General features: G+C 68.9%; 21 protein-coding genes. 18 read left to right on the top strand and 3 right to left on the bottom strand.

All coding sequences use genetic code 11. The annotated features are described in order from the left end of the window. The first annotated feature begins 56 nt into the window (after positions 1 to 56). From OSB52_RS07395 to OSB52_RS07420, 6 genes are all read left to right on the top strand, one after another. Positions 57 to 1358, top strand: coding sequence for an adenosylmethionine--8-amino-7-oxononanoate transaminase (locus OSB52_RS07395; protein ID WP_266061024.1), 1302 nt, complete (start codon positions 57 to 59; stop codon positions 1356 to 1358). Then, entirely contained in the window at positions 1358 to 2569 is a 1212-nt protein-coding gene (locus tag OSB52_RS07400) for an 8-amino-7-oxononanoate synthase (RefSeq protein ID WP_266061026.1), read from the top strand. Before OSB52_RS07395 ends, OSB52_RS07400 begins: the two co-directional genes overlap by 1 nt. Beyond that, positions 2566 to 3309 (top strand): dethiobiotin synthase, encoded by a 744-nt coding sequence (gene bioD / locus OSB52_RS07405; protein ID WP_266061028.1) that lies wholly within the window; start codon positions 2566 to 2568, stop codon positions 3307 to 3309. The genes OSB52_RS07400 and bioD overlap by 4 nt, the downstream gene beginning before the upstream one ends. A 102-nt stretch (positions 3310 to 3411) precedes the next feature. Then, a complete protein-coding gene (bioB, locus tag OSB52_RS07410; RefSeq protein WP_266061031.1) occupies positions 3412 to 4452 on the top strand; it encodes a biotin synthase BioB in 1041 nt (346 codons plus the stop codon). Positions 4453 to 4468: 16 nt separating this feature from the next. After that, positions 4469 to 4756, top strand: coding sequence for a biotin synthase auxiliary protein BsaP (gene bsaP / locus OSB52_RS07415; RefSeq protein WP_266061149.1), 288 nt, complete (start codon positions 4469 to 4471; stop codon positions 4754 to 4756). Continuing rightward, positions 4753 to 5391: a DUF2567 domain-containing protein gene (locus OSB52_RS07420; protein ID WP_266061032.1), complete on the top strand. Its 639-nt coding sequence runs from the start codon at positions 4753 to 4755 to the stop codon at positions 5389 to 5391. The genes bsaP and OSB52_RS07420 overlap by 4 nt, the downstream gene beginning before the upstream one ends. A gap of 86 nt (positions 5392 to 5477) precedes the next feature. Here the strand turns inward: OSB52_RS07420 and OSB52_RS07425 are convergent, their stop codons facing one another. Then, positions 5478 to 5753 carry a helix-turn-helix domain-containing protein gene (locus tag OSB52_RS07425; RefSeq protein ID WP_266061034.1) on the bottom strand — a complete coding sequence of 92 codons (276 nt, stop codon included), beginning with the start codon at positions 5751 to 5753 and terminating at the stop codon, positions 5478 to 5480. Between the two features lie 126 nt (positions 5754 to 5879). On the opposite strand from OSB52_RS07425, the gene map reads away from it, so the two are divergent. Beyond that, the gene (map, locus tag OSB52_RS07430) at positions 5880 to 6653 is read left to right on the top strand and encodes a type I methionyl aminopeptidase (protein WP_266061035.1); all 774 of its coding nucleotides are present in this window, start codon (positions 5880 to 5882) and stop codon (positions 6651 to 6653) included. A gap of 53 nt (positions 6654 to 6706) precedes the next feature. Here the strand turns inward: map and OSB52_RS07435 are convergent, their stop codons facing one another. Together OSB52_RS07435 and OSB52_RS07440 are read right to left on the bottom strand one after the other, a co-directional pair. Beyond that, positions 6707 to 7420, bottom strand: a complete 714-nt coding sequence (locus OSB52_RS07435) for an NUDIX hydrolase (RefSeq protein ID WP_266061036.1) — start codon at positions 7418 to 7420, stop codon at positions 6707 to 6709. A 54-nt stretch (positions 7421 to 7474) separates the two neighbouring features. Continuing rightward, a complete protein-coding gene (locus OSB52_RS07440) occupies positions 7475 to 8038 on the bottom strand; it encodes a response regulator transcription factor (RefSeq protein ID WP_266061037.1) in 564 nt (187 codons plus the stop codon). 250 nt (positions 8039 to 8288) lie between these two features. On the opposite strand from OSB52_RS07440, the gene nadA reads away from it, so the two are divergent. The 11 genes from nadA to hisI all read left to right on the top strand — a co-directional run bounded on the left by nadA (position 8289) and on the right by hisI (position 17240). Continuing rightward, positions 8289 to 9353, top strand: a complete 1065-nt coding sequence (gene nadA / locus OSB52_RS07445; RefSeq protein WP_266061038.1) for a quinolinate synthase NadA — start codon at positions 8289 to 8291, stop codon at positions 9351 to 9353. Beyond that, a complete protein-coding gene (gene nadC, locus OSB52_RS07450; protein WP_235723166.1) occupies positions 9346 to 10260 on the top strand; it encodes a carboxylating nicotinate-nucleotide diphosphorylase in 915 nt (304 codons plus the stop codon). The genes nadA and nadC overlap by 8 nt, the downstream gene beginning before the upstream one ends. 158 nt (positions 10261 to 10418) lie before the next feature. After that, positions 10419 to 11759, top strand: coding sequence for a histidinol dehydrogenase (gene hisD / locus OSB52_RS07455; RefSeq protein WP_266061041.1), 1341 nt, complete (start codon positions 10419 to 10421; stop codon positions 11757 to 11759). Then, complete coding sequence (locus OSB52_RS07460; protein WP_266061042.1) at positions 11756 to 12895, top strand: histidinol-phosphate transaminase; 1140 nt, start codon at positions 11756 to 11758, stop codon at positions 12893 to 12895. The genes hisD and OSB52_RS07460 overlap by 4 nt, the downstream gene beginning before the upstream one ends. Next, entirely contained in the window at positions 12892 to 13518 is a 627-nt protein-coding gene (hisB, locus tag OSB52_RS07465; protein WP_235723163.1) for an imidazoleglycerol-phosphate dehydratase HisB, read from the top strand. Before OSB52_RS07460 ends, hisB begins: the two co-directional genes overlap by 4 nt. After that, positions 13518 to 14162, top strand: coding sequence for an imidazole glycerol phosphate synthase subunit HisH (gene hisH / locus OSB52_RS07470; protein ID WP_235723162.1), 645 nt, complete (start codon positions 13518 to 13520; stop codon positions 14160 to 14162). The genes hisB and hisH overlap by 1 nt, the downstream gene beginning before the upstream one ends. Continuing rightward, positions 14159 to 14512, top strand: coding sequence for a hypothetical protein (locus tag OSB52_RS07475; protein ID WP_235723161.1), 354 nt, complete (start codon positions 14159 to 14161; stop codon positions 14510 to 14512). The genes hisH and OSB52_RS07475 overlap by 4 nt, the downstream gene beginning before the upstream one ends. After that, a complete protein-coding gene (gene priA, locus OSB52_RS07480; RefSeq protein WP_235723160.1) occupies positions 14505 to 15248 on the top strand; it encodes a bifunctional 1-(5-phosphoribosyl)-5-((5-phosphoribosylamino)methylideneamino)imidazole-4-carboxamide isomerase/phosphoribosylanthranilate isomerase PriA in 744 nt (247 codons plus the stop codon). Before OSB52_RS07475 ends, priA begins: the two co-directional genes overlap by 8 nt. A 14-nt stretch (positions 15249 to 15262) precedes the next feature. Further along, on the top strand, positions 15263 to 16123 hold the full coding sequence (locus OSB52_RS07485; RefSeq protein ID WP_235723159.1) for an inositol monophosphatase family protein: 861 nt from the start codon (positions 15263 to 15265) through the stop codon (positions 16121 to 16123). After that, on the top strand, positions 16120 to 16893 hold the full coding sequence (gene hisF, locus OSB52_RS07490; RefSeq protein WP_235723158.1) for an imidazole glycerol phosphate synthase subunit HisF: 774 nt from the start codon (positions 16120 to 16122) through the stop codon (positions 16891 to 16893). The genes OSB52_RS07485 and hisF overlap by 4 nt, the downstream gene beginning before the upstream one ends. Beyond that, complete coding sequence (gene hisI, locus OSB52_RS07495; protein ID WP_235723157.1) at positions 16893 to 17240, top strand: phosphoribosyl-AMP cyclohydrolase; 348 nt, start codon at positions 16893 to 16895, stop codon at positions 17238 to 17240. The genes hisF and hisI overlap by 1 nt, the downstream gene beginning before the upstream one ends. Positions 17241 to 17301: the final 61 nt, after the last annotated feature.

Genomic DNA, 17301 nt, shown 5'->3' on the forward strand with positions numbered 1-17301 from the left:
GGATCAGGTAATCCCGGCGCATACGCGCCCCGACAAACTCGTGAGGGTGATCCGGCGTGGACGATGCCACCATCAGCCGCATCGATGCCGAGCACATCTGGCATCCGTACGGCGCTCTGCCGGCGGCAGTGGCGCCGATCGTCGTTCGGGGTGCCCGGGGCGTCCGGATCGAATTGGCCGACGGCCGACACGTGGTGGACGGGATGAGTTCGTGGTGGGCGGCGATCCACGGGTACCGGCATCCGGTGCTTGATGCGGCGCTCGCCGGGCAGGTCGAATCGATGTCACATGTCATGTTCGGCGGTCTCACCCATGAACCCGCGGCGCGACTGGCTCAACTGCTGGTCGAGATCACCCCGCCCGACCTGCGCAAGATCTTCTTCTGCGACTCCGGCTCGGTGTCGGTAGAGGTCGCGGTCAAGATGGCCGTTCAGTATTGGCGTAGCCGCGGCGAACCCCGGCGACATCGACTGCTGACCTGGCGGGGTGGCTACCACGGTGACACCTTCGCCCCGATGAGCGTGTGCGATCCCGACGGCGGGATGCATGCGATGTGGACCGACGTCCTCACCGATCAGGTGTTCGTGCCCCCGCCCCCGCGTGACTTCGACGAGCGCTACGTCGCCGTCCTGGAAACAGCCGTCGCCGAGCACCGGGAACGGCTCGCCGCGGTAATCGTCGAGCCCGTCGTGCAGGGGGCGGGCGGTATGCGGTTCCACGACCCGCGCTATCTCTCCGAACTCCGGCGCATCTGCGACGAGTCGGGTGTGCTGTTGATCTTCGACGAGATCGCCACCGGATTCGGTCGTACCGGCGAACTGTTCGCCGCCCACCATGCCGGCGTGACCCCCGACATCATGTGCCTGGGCAAGGCGCTGACCGGCGGCTACCTGACGCTGGCGGCCACCATGTGCACCAGTGAGATCGCCGGGGTGATCAGCGCGGGGGAGGCCGGTGGGCTCGCGCACGGCCCGACCTTCATGGCCAATCCACTCGCCTGTGCGGTGGCCGTCGCCTCCGTGGAGGAACTGCTCGCCTCGGACTGGCGGGCCCGCGTGCAGGCCATCGAATCGGGTCTGCGCGCCGGGCTCGGCGATCTCGCGGCGCGGCCGGGGGTTGCCGATGTCCGCGTCCGCGGAGCCATCGGGGTCGTTGAACTCGACCGCCCGGTCGACATGGTCGCTGCCACGGCCGCGGCCGTCGACGCGGGGGTCTGGTTGCGGCCGTTCCGTAACAACGTCTACGTGATGCCGCCGTTCATCTGCACCGCCGACGACATCGCCACCATCTGCCGTGGAGTTCACGCCGCCGTCGCCGCCAGTCTGTCCGCCGACCACACCGTGGGAGTGATGTCTTGATGACCACGACCGAGCTCACCGATACCGACATCGCCACTCGTGGAGCCGATCCGGCCATCGGCGCGGGCGCCACCGAACAGGGGGCGCTCGGGTGGCTCGCCGACGAGGCCGACCGGGTGCGGACCGCCGGTCTGCATCGCGATCCCATCGTTCGACGCGCCGACACCCCGGTCGTAGACCTCGCCTCCAACGACTACCTCGGGCTCTGCACGCACCCCGAGGTCGTCGCCGGTGGGCAGGCGGCGTTGGCGCAGTGGGGGGCCGGTGCCACAGCCTCGCGACTGGTGGTTGGAACCACTGAGGCCCACATCGAGCTGGAGAACGACCTCGCCGATTTCCTCGGGTTCGACAGCGCGCTGGCCTTCTCGTCGGGATATCTCGCCAACGTCGGCGCCATCACCGCCCTCGTCGGACGCGGCGACCTGATCGTCAGCGACACCGGGACCCACGCGTCGTTGATCGACGGATGTCGGCTCTCGCGCGCACGCGTCGTCGTGGTCGACCGCGGTGATCACCAGGCCGTTCACGACGCCCTGCGCGCTCGCACCGAGCAGCGCGCGCTGGTGGTGACCGACTCGGTGTACAGCATCGACGGCGAACCGGCACCGGTGGCCGACCTGTATGCCGTCGCACGCGACTGCGGGGCGGCGCTGCTCGTCGACGAGGCGCATGCGCTCGGCGTGCGCGGTCCGGGCGGGCGTGGGCTCATCGCCGAACACGGCCTGTCCGGTGCCCCTGACCTGATCATGACCACCGTGCTGTCCAAGTCGTTGGGTGCCCAGGGCGGAGTCGTGCTCGGACCCGAGTTGTTGCGATCGCATCTCGTCGATCGCGCGCGGACGTTCATCTTCGACACCGGCCTCAATCCGGCCGCGGTGGGCTCGGCCCACACCGCGCTGCGGCTGCTACGTGCCGATCCCGCCATGCCGGACCGACTGCGTGAGAACGCGGCTCGACTGGCTGAGGCCATCGGTGCCCCGGCGCCCGCTGCTGCCGTCGTCTCGCTGATCGTCGGGGATCCGCACGCCGCGGTGGCCGCGGCTGCTGCGTGCCGCGAACGAGGTGTGCTCGTCGGGTGTTTCCGTCCGCCGTCGGTGCCCGCCGGGACCTCGCGGTTGCGGCTGACAGTGCGTGCCGATCTCGACGACGTGACGATCGACCGGGTCGCGCGCATCGTGCTCGATGCCTTGCGCACGGTGGGTGCCCGATGATCGCGGCGTCGGAGAACGTGCTGGCGGTTGCGGGCACCTCGACGGACGTCGGCAAGACGATCGTGACCGCTGCGCTGGTGGCCGCCGCCCGCGCGGCGGGTGTGAACCCTGCGGTGTGCAAACCCGCGCAGACCGGCGTCATGCCCGGACAACCCGGCGATCTGGCTGTGATCGAGGACCTCGTCGGGCCGCTGGGCACCGCCGAGTGTGCCCGCTATCCGGATCCCCTCGCGCCGGAGACCGCCGCGCGGCTGGCCGGTGTGCCGCCGCTCGAGCGCGCCGTCGCCCGCGCAGCCATCGATCGCCTGGCCACGAACCACGACGTGACCTTCGTCGAGGGCGCCGGTGGGGTCATGGTGCGCTTGGCGCCGGAGCTGACCCTGCTCGACCTGTGCGCCGATGTCGGCGCATCGGTTCTGGTGGTGGTCCCGGCCGGACTCGGGGCCCTCAATCATGCGGAGCTGACCGTCGGCGCCGTCCGCGCCCGCGGATTGCGCGTCGCGGGTCTGGTGATCGGTTCCTGGCCGACGGAACCCGATCTCGCCATGCGCTGCAACCGCGACGACCTGCCCCGACTGAGCGGAGCCCCTGTCGTCGGGGTCATCCCGGACGGTGCCGGTGCCCTCGACCCGGCGGAGTTCCGTCGGCGGGCGCCGGCCTGGTTCGACCGGGAATGGACGGCCCGCGAACTCGCACCCACCCGGCCGGCGGCAACCCACGTCGCCCCGACGGCACTGTAGATCTCTGCCCGCCGAAGCCTCCCAGATTCTCGCCGACGGCACCCGATTCTCGCCGACAGCAACCCAGCCCATCGATCAACAGTCCAGACAAGGAGTTCTCCCGTGACCCAGGCCCCCGTCGCCCCCGGCACATCGCATTCGCAGACCGCCGACGACATTCTTGCCGTCGCCCGTGAACAGGTTCTCGAGAAGGGCCAGGCGCTCGATCAGGCCCAGGTGCTCGAGGTGCTGCGTTTGCCCGAGGATCGACTCACCGAACTGCTGCAGCTCGCGCACGATGTGCGGATGCGCTGGTGCGGACCGGAAGTCGAGGTGGAGGGGATCATCTCGCTCAAGACCGGCGGTTGCCCGGAGGACTGCCACTTCTGTTCGCAGTCCGGTCTGTTCACCTCCCCGGTGCGGAGTGCCTGGATCGACATCCCATCGCTCGTCGAGGCCGCCAAACAGACCGCCAAGACCGGCGCCACCGAGTTCTGCATCGTCGCCGCCGTGCGGGGCCCGGACAAGCGACTCCTCAGCCAGGTCGCCGCGGGAATCGAGGCCATCCGCAACGAGGTGGACATCCAGATCGCCTGCAGCCTGGGCATGCTCACCCAGGAGCAGGTCGATCAGCTCAAGGACATGGGCGTGCACCGCTACAACCACAACCTCGAGACCGCGCGCAGCCACTTCCCGAATGTGGTGACCACCCACTCATGGGAGGAGCGCTGGGACACGCTGCGCATGGTGCGTGAAGCCGGCATGGAGGTGTGTTGTGGCGGCATTCTGGGGATGGGTGAGAGTCTCGAGCAGCGAGCCGAGTTCGCCGCCGACCTGGCGGCGTTGGAGCCCGACGAGGTGCCGTTGAACTTCCTCAACCCGCGTCCCGGCACCCCGTTCGGCGACCTCGACGTGCTCCCGGCGGCCGAGGCGCTGAAGTCGGTGGCCGCGTTCCGTCTGGCGCTGCCGCGCACCATCCTGCGTTTCGCGGGCGGACGCGAGATCACCCTCGGTGACCTCGGCGCCAAGCAGGGCATCCTGGGCGGCATCAACGCCGTCATCGTCGGCAACTACCTGACCACCCTGGGGCGGCCCGCCGAGGAAGACCTCGACCTGCTGACCGATCTGTCGATGCCCATCAAGGCACTCAACGACAGCATCTAGGCTCGAACAGGTGACCATGTCGATGACGAATCCGGGTTCGGGTGCAACGCCCCGACCGTTGCACTCCACGCTCGAGGTCCCCGGCCCGCTTGCGCAGCCCTGCCGCTTCGGTGTGTACACGGGACTGAAACTGGAGCTGCAGTCGGCCGACGCGATACCGGCGGCCGCCCGCCTCGGTCTGGAGCCACCGCGCTTCTGCGGGCAATGCGGCCGGCGCATGGTGGTGCAGGTACGCCCGGACGGCTGGGGAGCACGATGTTCGCGGCACGGGACGGTCGACTCGACCGAGCTGGGACAACGATGACCGATCCGGCACCGGTCGTCTCCGACGACGATCTGTCTGGCGGTGCGGATGCACGCCGCGGTGTCCACCGGTCGGTGTCCGGGCTCGTGGCGGTGGCCGTGACGGTGATGTTACTCGGAGTCGTGCTCGGCGCGCTCTGGGCGGCGGTGACCCCGGCGCTCAGTGGGCGCGTGGTGTCGGAGGGCTCCGCCGTGGTACCGGCCAGCGCATTCGGGTCCGAGTTCGCGGCTGTCGGTACTTTTGCCCTCCTGCTCTTCGGTTACGGCGTGGTGTCGGTGATCATCGGGTGGACAACTGCTCGATCATGGCGCGGGCCGGTGGGGTTCGGGGTGCTCGCGGTGGCCACCACCATCGGGTCGCTCATCGCGGCCGCCGTCGGCACCTGGGTGGCGGACTGGCGTTTCGACGACCCGCGTGCCCTGCCGGTCGGCTCGACCTTCGACGTGGTGCCCGACCTCTGGCTCGACGGTGCGGTCCGTGGCGGTGCGGGCGGTCCCTGGGTTTTGTTCGTGTGCGCGCCGCTGGCCGCCGCGCTGGTGTATCTGGGCGTCACGCTCGCGGCTCGTCGGGCCGATCTCGGCGTCGGAGATCTGCCCTCGATACCAGAAAACACGCTGTCGGCACCCGCTCCCTGAGTAGCGGGGCATTGGCCGAGCGTGATTACTGTTCCCGAGGAGCCCGGAGCTTGCGGAGGGCGTCACGAAGGGGCAAGTAGTACCCGTTAGACGGTCGACCGGGCACTCGGCATCGGGGCGGCCCCGGCAACCGCGTCGGCGAGCAGTTCCACCGGTACATCGAGTGAACGGCCCAGTGCGACGACGGTGGCGAACGACGGGGTCAGCAACCGCCCACTCTCGATCTTGCGCAGCGTCTCGGGTGAGATGCCGGCGCCTTCAGCGACCTCGGCCACGGTGCGCGGGCCGCGCCATTCCCGCAGCACCGCGCCGAGCCGGCGTCCGGCGGCGATCTGCTCTGGGGTCAGTGGTGCGCGAACCATGCATTCACCTTAGTGGCCCAGCCGCTGAGCTGCACCGGTATGAAAATACCACCACCTCTTCTACTGTGGTATTTAAATACCGACCGCCATCGGGTGACCATGGGCGGGTGACTTGGAGAGGGCGTTGTGATCGAACTGAAGTCGCGTGACGAAATCGCCGCGATGCGAACCACCGGTGGGTTCATCGCGGACCTGCTCGATGACCTGTCTGGTCTGGCGGCTCCCGGGGTCAATCTGCTCGACCTCGAGATGCGGGCCCGCGAGCTCATCCGTCGGCGTGGTGCGGTGTCCTGCTATTGGGATTATGCGCCGTCCTTCGGGCGTGGGCCGTTTCGCAATGTGATCTGCCTATCCCTCAATGATGCTGTGCTGCATGGCCTTCCGTTTGATTGCGCGCTCGCCGACGGCGACGTGCTGAGTATGGACATCGCCGTCTCGATTGATGGCTGGGTGGCCGATTCGGCTCGTACCGTGATCGTGGGCGCCGCCCGCGACGAGGATGAGTTTCTCGTGCAGACCACCGAGCTGGCATTGGCCGCCGGAATCGACGCGGCACGCCCGGGTAATCGGCTCGGCGACATCTCGGCGGCGATCGGCAAGGTCTGCACCTCGCGTGGCTTTCGGGTCAACACCGAGTTCGGCGGCCACGGCCTCGGTCGCACCATGCACGAGGACCCGCATGTGCCCAACCTCGGACGTCGAGGCAAAGGGCTGGCGCTGCGGCCCGGGCTCACCCTGGCGCTCGAACCGTGGCTGGCCCAATCCACCTCGCGGATCATCTATGACCCGGACGGCTGGACGATCCGGTCGGCCGATGGGTCCCGTACCTCGCACAGCGAGCACACGATCGCCGTCACCGACGGGGCCGCCGAGATACTGACGCGGTCCAGCGGTCGGTGAGGAGATAGGGCTTGTGCGCGGGTGATCAGCGGGACGTGTGGTCGCACGTCCGGTCACATCGGCGGCCGCAGCGTCGCGAACTCGTCGGTGACGCGCAACTGTGCGTCGGCGAACGCATACAGCGCCGGCGGCCGCCCGCCGGTGCGTCCGGTCTTGCCGACGGTGCCGGTGGCCACCACTACGGCGCGGCGGCTCAGGATGCGGAGCAGGTTGGTGGTGTCCACTGGATAACCCAAAGCGGCGCAGTAGATCTCCGAAAGCTGTGACATCGGGAAGCGAGCGGGGGCCAGGGCGAAGGCGATGTTGGTGTAGGAGAGCTTTGCGGCCAGCCGGTGGCGCGCGGCGTCCACGATCCGATCGTGGTCATAGGCCAGGGCAGGGAGGTGATCGACGGCGTGCCACGCCGAGTCGACGGCGAGCTCGGTCGGGGCATCGCTGGGCACCAGGCCCAGGTAGGTCGAGGCGATCGTGCGGATGCCGGGGACCCGGGCGGGATCGGAGAACACGGCGAGCTGTTCGAGGTGGGCGATGGTGGTGATCTCCACCGTGTCGGCCACGGCCCGGCGTGCGCTGACGTCCAGTGGTTCCTCGGCCGCCACGGCGCCGCCGGGCAGGCGCCAAGCCGAGTTCCCGTCATCGGCGAGTAGGACACACAGCGCCGGCTCGGCGCCCGCACCGATGTCGCGGACCTGGAACACAGCGGTCAGCGTCTCGACTTCGACGGGCGGCCCGCCGGTAGATGGCGCACTCGGCGGGGGCGTCGGCATGGCGTCGATTGTATGGCGGCGACGTCGCGCCGACCCGCACCGACCATCCGGGTCTCAGAGATCTTCGAGAGCGATGATGCCGTCCTGGATCGCGCGTGCCGCGAGCGAGGCCTTGGTTCGTGCTGTCCGTCCCACCGCGGTGTATTTGGCGCGGATACGCGTCAGGTGGGTGTTGACGGTGCCGATCGAGATCGACAGTTCCTCGGCGACCACGATCTTGGAGTCGGTGAGCAACCAGGTCCGCAACACCTGGATCTCGCGCTCGGTCAGCCCCGGTCGGCGTCGGGGCGCCGCCTCGGGCACGGCTGTGGCCGAGCGGGGTGTGGCGGCCGGGATGGCAGCCGACTGCTCGACGATGTCGCGCGGCTCGACGACCAGCCGCACATGTCCTCGACCACGTGCGTCGTCGAGGGGGCGCCGTACCGTCGGGCGATGCTGGGCGTGCGGTGGTGCGGGCTGTCCGGGCAACGGCATCCGGCGAGCGGCCAGCCGCGCCAGCGCCGCCTCACGGCGCGCGACGGCGGCGTCGGCGCGGCGATCCGCGGGATTCGATGTCCGTGGCGGCAGGATGGTGCGCGGCGGAGTGGACAGTGCGTCGTCGTACGGGGAAACGGTCATCACGCTGCTCGCAATCTTCTTTACGGCCCGCCTGGCCAGGGTTGTTGCGGCCGGACCTGGGCGGATGAGTGGTACATCCCCGACGCTAGGTTTCGCTCGTGCGAAGCAAACGCGTAGTCGACTACTCGAATCGTGCACGGGAATGCCGCAGCTGTGACCGGTGTTACCATGGGCAGCGTTTTCGATTGCCAGTCGAAAACTCTGGTGCCGGGAACAGCCACCCGGAACCCGCACGTGTGAGGAGTGTCAGATGAGCATCACCAGCGACCGCCCCGTCATGGTCGAGACGCAGACCGTGGGACTGCCCGATGCGCACTGGACCGACGGTCCGGGCGGATACACCGGAGTGGAGCCCACACCGGAATGGGCCGACGAGGTGCGCCGTCTCGCCCGAGCGCGCAATGCGAAGCTGCTGGCGCACAACTATCAACTGCCGGCGATCCAGGACGTCGCCGACCACGTGGGCGACTCGTTGGCGCTGTCTCGCATCGCCGCCGAGGTCGACGCCGACGAGATCATCTTCTGCGGTGTGCACTTCATGGCCGAGACCGCCAAGATCCTCAGCCCCCGCAAGCGGGTGCTGATCCCCGACGAGCGCGCCGGATGTTCGCTGGCCGACTCGATCACCGCCGACGAGTTGCGCGAGTGGAAGGCCGAGCACCCCGACGCCGTCGTCGTCTCCTACGTCAACACGACCGCCGAGGTGAAGGGGCTCACCGACATCTGCTGCACCTCGTCCAATGCCGTCGACGTGGTCGCGTCGATCGATCCCGACCGCGAGGTGCTGTTCCTGCCAGATCAGTTCCTCGGCGCGCACGTCAAGCGCGTGACCGGGCGCGACAACATCCACATCTGGGCCGGTGAATGCCACGTGCACGCGGGCATCAACGGTGACGAACTGGCCGACCAGGCCGGCAGTCATCCGGACGCCGACCTGTTCATCCATCCCGAATGCGGTTGCGCCACTTCGGCCCTGTACCTCGCCGGCGAAGGTGCGGTGCCCGCCGACAAGGTCAAGATCCTGTCCACCGGCGGCATGCTGGACGCTGCTCGCGAAACCGGCGCAAAGCAGGTGCTGGTGGCGACCGAGATCGGCATGCTGCACCAGCTGCGCAAGGCGGCGCCGGGGGTGGACTTCCAGGCCGTCAACGACCGCGCATCCTGCCCGTACATGAAGATGATCACGCCCGCCGCGCTACTGCGGTCACTGCGCGAGGGGCGCGACGAGGTGTTCGTCGCCGACGATGTGGCCGAGCGAGCGCGTAAGAGCGTGGAACGGATGATCGCCATCGGAAATCCGGGTTCCGGTGAGTGAGGGATTCGTCGGACAACTCGGTGCCGTCGATGAACTCGGTCTGGAGATCACCGACGAGGTCCGCACGCTGATCCGGACGGCCCTCGACGAGGACCTGCGTCACGGGCCGGATGTGACGACTGCGGCGACCGTGCCCGCCGACGCGATGACCGATGCCGCCATCGCGAGCCGTGGCGCCGGTGTCATCGCGGGGCTTCCGGTGGTGCTGGCCGTCTTCGATGAGGTCATCGGTGCCGGTGCCTATGAGGTCACCTCGGCAGTCGTGGACGGTACGCACGTCGGGCCCGGTGAGGTGGTGCTCGGCGTACATGCACCCACTGGTTCGTTGCTCACCGCGGAACGGACTGCGCTCAACATCATCTGCCACCTGTCGGGAATCGCGACCGCCACTGCCCGGTGGGTGGCGGCTGTTGACGGCACCGCAGCGCAGGTCCGCGACTCGCGCAAGACCCTGCCGGGGCTTCGGCACCTGCAGAAGTACGCGGTCCGCTCGGGCGGGGGAGTCAACCACCGCATGGGGCTCGGCGATGCGGCACTCATCAAGGACAACCACGTCGCCGCGGCCGGATCGGTCAGCGCGGCCCTGTCCGCGGTCCGGGCGGCCGCGCCGGGCCTCCCCGTCGAGGTCGAGGTCGACTCGTTGGCCCAGCTCGACGAGGTGTTGGCACTCGAACCGCAGTTGGTTCTGCTCGACAACTTCGCTCTCTGGGAGACGCAGATGGCCGTGCAGCGACGCAACACGCGTTCGCCGCAGACCAAACTGGAGAGCTCCGGTGGCCTGACGCTGGACATGGCCGCCGACTACGCCCGCACCGGTGTGGACTACCTGGCGGTCGGTGCACTCACGCATTCGGTGACCGCACTCGATCTCGGGCTCGACATCGCCGCGCCGACGCCGGTGAACTGACCGGATCATCCGCGCCGCCATCGCGTTCGGGCGCACCTCGCGACATGCGCGGGAACTCGGCGGCTGCGCAATTGCGTTGGCGCCACCGACCGGATTCGAAACCGGGTGGCGTCACCCCATATCCTGGACGGGAAATCCCAGCACAACAGGAGATGATCATGCTCGCCCGAACCGACCTGCGCGGCACCGCGCCCACGCTCGCCGAGCTGCGACGTGCGCTGCCGCGCGGGGGCACCGATGTCAACGCCGTCCTCGATACGGTGGCGCCGGTGGTGCACGCGGTCTCTGAGCAGGGCGCCGACGCGGCGCTCGGCTTCGGCGAGAAGTTCGACGGTGTGCGTCCGACGTCGGTGCGGGTGCCCGCGGCCGTTGTCGCCGACGCCCTCGACCGGCTCGATCCGGCGGTCGCCGACGCGCTGCGCGAGTCGATCGGCCGCGCCCGGATGGTGCACGCCGATCAACGCCGTGAGACCACGCGCACACAGGTCGTCGACGGGGGTGTGGTCAGCGAGAAGTGGATTCCGGTCCGTCGGGTCGGGCTCTATGTGCCCGGCGGAAACGCCGTGTACCCGTCGTCGGTGATCATGAACGTCGTCCCCGCACAAGAAGCGGGGGTGGGTTCGCTCGTCATCGCCTCGCCGCCGCAGAAGGAGTTCGGTGGCTGGCCGCATCCGACGATCCTCGCCGCGTGCGCGTTGCTCGGCGTCGACGAGGTGTGGGCGGTCGGTGGTGCGCAGGGTGTCGCACTGCTCACCTATGGCGGCATCGACACCGATGCGGCCGACGACCCGCGCTCGGTTCTCGACCCGGTCGACCTCATCACCGGTCCGGGCAACATCTATGTCACCGCCGCCAAGCGGCTCTGCCGAGGTGTGGTCGGCATCGACTCGGAGGCAGGACCCACCGAGATCGCGATCCTCGCCGACGACAGCGCCGATCCGGGCATCCTCGCCTCCGATCTGATCAGTCAGGCCGAGCACGATGTGCTCGCGGCCTCGGTGCTCGTCACCGACAGTGCCGAACTCGCCGACGCCGTTGACGAGGCGCTCGATGCGCAGGTGGCCGCGACCAAGCACCGGGAACGGGTCACCACCGCGCTGTCGGGCAAGCAGTCCGGCATCGTGCTCGTCGACGACCTCGAGGCGGGCCTCGCCGTGGTCGACGCCTATGCTGCCGAACACCTCGAGATCCAGACCCGTGAGGCCGCCGCAGTCGCCGACCGGGTGCACAACGCGGGCGCGATCTTCGTCGGGCCCTACGCTCCGGTGAGCCTCGGCGACTACTGTGCCGGGTCCAATCACGTTCTGCCGACGTCGGGCTCGGCTCGATTCGCCTCCGGGCTGTCGGTGCAGACCTTCCTCAAAGGCGTGCACGTCATCGACTACGACGAAGCTGCGCTGCGCGATGTCGCCGACCACGTCGTGACCCTGGCCGATGCGGAAGATCTTCCCGGGCACGGTGATGCGATCAAGCAGCGATTCGTCGGAGGGCAGGCGTGAGCACTCCGCAGACGGTGGTTCCCGGGCTCGGCGTGACCATCGACGACCTGCCGTTGCGCGACAATCTGCGCGGCAAGAGCCCCTACGGCGCACCGCAACTCAAGGTGTCCGTGGTGCTCAACACCAATGAGAACCCGCACCCGCCGTCGGACGCCCTGATCGCCGACGTCGCCGAATCGGTACGCACGGCGGCCGCGGAACTGCACCGCTACCCCGACCGTGACGCCGTCGCGTTGCGCGCAGACCTGGCCCAGTACCTCACGGAGGCGACCGGGGTTGCGCTCACCACCGAGAATCTTTGGGCGGCAAACGGTTCCAACGAAATCCTGCAGCAGCTGTTGCAGGCCTTCGCCGGGCCGGGCCGCAGCGCACTCGGGTTCGTCCCTTCTTACTCGATGCACCCGATCATCTCCGACGGCACCGACACCACCTGGCTGCACGCGGTGCGCGCGTCCGATTTCTCGCTCGACGTCGACTACGCGGTCGCCGAGGTGACCAATCGGCGCCCCGACGTCGTCTTCGTGACCTCGCCGAACAACCCCACCGGGGGATCGATCGACAACGACCAACTGCGCGCCATCGTCGGGGTGGCACCCGGCATCGTCGTCGTCGACGAGGCCTACGGCGAATTCTCCGAACAACCCAGTGCCGTGGCGTTGATCGACGAGTACCCGACCAAGGTGGTCGTCAGCCGCACGATGAGCAAGGCGTTCGCCTTCGCCGGCGGACGTCTGGGCTACCTCGCGGCGTCGCCGGCCATCGTCGACGCGTTGCAGTTGGTGCGGCTCCCATATCACTTGTCGGTGCTCACCCAGGCGGCCGCGCGCGCCGCACTCCGCCACCGCGACGACACCCTCGCCGGTGTCGCGGCGATCATCGTCGAACGCAAGCGGGTCGCGGCCGAACTCGAGGCCGCCGGGTACCGGGTGATCGACTCCGACGCGAACTTCTTGCTGTTCGGCCCGTTCCGGGATGCCCCGGCGAGCTGGCAGCGTTACCTGGACGACGGCGTGTTGATCCGTGACGTCGGCATCGCCGGACACCTGCGTGTCACCATCGGACTGGCAGCCGAGAACGACGCGTTTCTCGCCGTCAGCCGCACCCTGGCAGCCACCGACCTGGAGAGAACCGAGTGACCACCACGCCCGCACCGCGGATCGCGCGCGTCGAACGCGCCACCAAGGAGTCGTCGATCGTCGTCGAGCTCAACCTCGATGGCACCGGCATCACCAACGTGTCGACCGGGATCGCGTTCTTCGACCACATGCTGACCGCCTTCGGTCAGCACGGCAGCTTCGACCTGACTGTCGAGGCCACCGGCGACGTCGAGGTGGAGGGTCACCACACCATCGAGGACACCGCCATCGTGCTGGGGCAGGCTCTGGGGGAGGCGCTGGGTGACAAGAAGGGCATCCGCCGCTTCGGTGACTGCTTCATCCCGATGGACGAGACGCTTGCGCACGCCGTCGTCGACGTCTCCGGCCGGCCGTACTGCGTGCACACCGGCGAACCCGATCACCTGCTGACCGCGGTGATCGGCGGCTACCCGGGCGTGCCGTATTCGACGGTCATCAACCGCCACGTCTTCGAGTCGATCGCGCTCAACGCACGGATTGCACTGCACGTCCGCGTGCTCTACGGACGCGATCAGCATCACATCACCGAGGCCGAGTTCAAGGCGGTCGCCCGCGCGTTACGCGCGGCCACCGAGTACGACTCCCGCGTTACCGGTGTGCCGTCGACGAAGGGAGCGCTGTGATGGCCGGCGCCCCCGCGGTGACGATCCTCGACTACGGCTCGGGCAATCTGCGGTCGGCCCAGCGGGCGCTCGAACGCGCCGGCGCCGACGTCACGGTCACCGACGACCGCGACACCGCCATCGGTTGCGATGGCCTGGTGGTACCCGGTGTGGGTGCGTTCGCCGCCTGCATGGAGGGCCTGGTGGAGGTCAAGGGCGACTGGATCATCGACCAGCGCCTCGCAGGCGGACGGCCCGTTCTGGGTATCTGCGTGGGTATGCAGATCCTGTTCGAACGCGGCGTCGAGTTCGGGGTGGAGGCCGACGGCTGCGGCGAGTGGCCCGGCACAGTCAGCCGACTGCCCGCCCCGGTGCTGCCCCATATGGGCTGGAACACCGTCGACGCCCCGGCCGACTCGCTGCTGTTCGACGGCCTCGACGACGACGCCCGCTTCTACTTCGTGCATTCCTACGCCGCACAGAGCTGGGAGATGGACAACGAGGGCACCCCGTTGGCTGCGCCGAAACTGACCTGGGCCCACCACGGCGGCCGTTTCCTCGCCGCAGTCGAGAACGGTGCGCTCGCAGCCACACAGTTCCATCCCGAGAAATCTGGAGACGCCGGGGCCCATCTGCTCCGCAATTGGGTGCAATCGCTCCGATGAGCCTTCACGACACGCACTTCTCCTTCGGCAAGATGGTGCTGTACTCCCTGGGTGCCGGGGTGCTGGTGCTACTGGTGTCGATCCCGATCATCCTGCTCATCGCGCAGTGGTCACCCGTCGCCGGCCTGGTCGTCGCGCTGATCGCCGTGTTGGCGATGATCGCGGCGATCGGTACGGTGTCTCGCCGGATCATCGCCACGGCCGAACGCGAGATCCTTGCGGCGCGCGCGGCCACCGAACAGCCCACCGCCCGACCGCCTCAGGCGCCGCCCACCTCGCCCCAGATACCGCCCAACCCGAACCCGGGCCGCACCGAACCGACAGACAGGAACTCCGCCACCGATGGGTAAGACCCTTGAACTCCTCCCGGCCGTCGACGTCGCCGACGGTCAGGCCGTCCGCCTCGTCCAGGGTGCCGCAGGCACCGAGACGTCGTACGGGTCGCCACGAGACGCGGCACTGGCCTGGCAGACCGACGGAGCCGAGTGGATCCACCTGGTCGACCTCGACGCGGCCTTCGGCCGGGGTAACAATCGTGAGCTCCTCGCCGGGGTCGTCGGCGAGCTCGACGTCAAGGTGGAGCTCTCCGGCGGTATCCGCGACGACGATTCGCTGGACGCCGCGTTGGCCACCGGGTGTGCGCGGGTGAATCTCGGGACCGCCGCGCTGGAGAACCCGGACTGGTGCGCGCGAGCGATCGACCGCCACGGCGACCGCATCGCCGTCGGTCTCGATGTCATCCGGGACGGCGAGTCGTATCGGTTGCGTGGCCGCGGCTGGGTCACCGACGGGGGTGACCTTTGGGAGGTGTTGACCCGACTCGACCGCGACGGTTGCGCCCGCTACGTGGTCACCGACGTCTCCAAGGACGGCACTCTCGGCGGACCGAACCTCGACCTGCTCGCGGAGGTTGCCGCTGCCACGTCCGCACCCATCGTCGCCTCGGGCGGTGTGTCCGCACTCGACGACCTCGTCGCGATCTCGGGTCTCGTCGAGCAGGGGGTGGAGGGCGCGATCGTCGGCAAGGCCCTCTATGCCGGCCGCTTCACCCTGCCCGACGCACTGACCGCCGTCGCCGGGGCGTGATGGATGACAGCGCGATGGATGGCAGCGTGACCGACCACACGGCCCTGCTCCACACCGCGGGCGAGATCCTGGACTCGGTGGCCGAGTACTTCGTCGACGGCCTCGGGGCGCCCAGCGCGGTCGAGAAGGGGGCGACGGACTTCGCCACCCAGGTCGACCTCGATCTCGAACGCCGGATCGCCGCCGACCTCACCGAACGCACCGCAATCCCGGTGCACGGCGAAGAGTTCGGTGGACCGCCGGTCACCGAGGGCGCCGTCTGGGTGCTGGACCCGGTGGACGGCACCTACAACTATTCGTCCGGGATGCCGTTGACCGGCATACTGCTCGGGTTGCTCGTCGACGGCGAACCCGTGCTCGGGCTGACCTGGCTACCGTTGTTGGGCCGTCGTTACGCCGGACACGTCGACGGCCCGCTGTACGTCGACGGCCACCCCGTCGCACCGCTGGAGCCCACCGAACTGGCGTCTTCGGTGGTCTCCTACGGCCCGTTCAACGTGGCGGGCCACGGCCGCTACCCGGGTGCGCGTCGCGCCGATGTGTTGAGCGCGCTCAGCTCACGGGTGTCCCGACTGCGGATGACCGGCAGCACCGGCGTGGACATGGCCTACACCGCGGCGGGCGTCTTCGGCGGTGCGATCGCATTCGGCCGGCACGCGTGGGACAACGCCGCCGGAGCGGCACTCGTACGCGCCGCAGGTGGGGTCGCCACAGATCTCAGCGGAGCGCCTTGGACCGCTTCGTCGCCGTCGCTGGTGTGCGCGGCGCCGCGCCTGCACACCGAACTGATGGCGGTGATCGCCGAGGTCGTCGGAGACGAATGGGGCGCGCAGCCGCACAGTGCCCGACCCGACACAACCGGAGGAGCCTCATGACTGTCGCGATCCGTGTGATCCCGTGCCTGGACGTGGACGACGGCCGTGTGGTCAAAGGGGTCAACTTCCAGAACCTGCGCGATGCGGGTGATCCGGTGGAGCTCGCCGCCCGGTACGACACCGAGGGGGCAGACGAACTGACCTTCCTCGACGTCACCGCATCGAGTTCCGGTCGCGCGACGATGATCGACGTGGTCAAGCGCACCGCCGACCAGATCTTCATCCCGCTCACCGTCGGCGGCGGCATCCGCACCGTCGACGACGTGGATGCGATGCTGCGCGCCGGTGCCGACAAGGTCAGCGTCAACACCGCGGCCATCGCCCGGCCGGAGGTGCTCGGCGAGATGAGCCGACGCTACGGCTCCCAGTGCATAGTCTTGTCGGTGGATGCCCGCACGGTCCCGGCCGGGGAACAGCCCACACCGTCGGGCTGGGAGGTCACCACTCACGGTGGCCGGCGCGGGACCGGGATCGACGCGGTGCAGTGGGCGCGACGCGGTCAGGAACTGGGCGTGGGGGAGATCCTGCTCAACTCCATGGACGCCGACGGGACCAAACGGGGATTCGACCTCCGGATGCTGGCCGCGGTGCGGGCAGCCGTCGAGGTCCCGGTGATCGCCAGCGGCGGTGCCGGCGCTGTCGCCGACTTCGCCCCCGCAGTCCAGGCCGGAGCCGACGCCGTTCTGGCGGCGTCGGTCTTCCACTTCGGTGAACTCGGCATCGGTGAGGTCAAGGCCGCGATGAACGCCGAGGGAATCACGGTGCGGTGATGGCCCTCGACCCCGACCTCGCCGCACAGCTCAAGCGCAACGACGATGGGCTGTTCGCCGCCATCGCCCAGGAACGTGGCACCGGCACCGTGCTGATGATGGCGTGGATGGACGACGCCGCCCTCGAACAGACCCTGACCACCCGGCGCGCGACCTACTACTCGCGCTCGCGCCGGCAGTACTGGGTCAAGGGGGAGACGAGCGGACACACCCAGTACGTGCACGATGTCCGCCTCGACTGTGACGGCGACACCGTGTTGCTGGTCGTCGACCAGGTGGGCGCGGCGTGCCACACCGGCAATCACAGCTGTTTCGACACCCCTTCGCTGTTGACGTCGACCGACTGAACCACCCCTGCCGGTCGGCAGTCCGGCACCGCGGGAGAATGAACGAGCCCTGTCCTCCACC

Origin of the sequence: Gordonia aquimaris (assembly GCF_026262595.1) — a bacterium.
Taxonomy (GTDB): Bacteria; Actinomycetota; Actinomycetes; order Mycobacteriales; family Mycobacteriaceae; genus Gordonia; species Gordonia tangerina.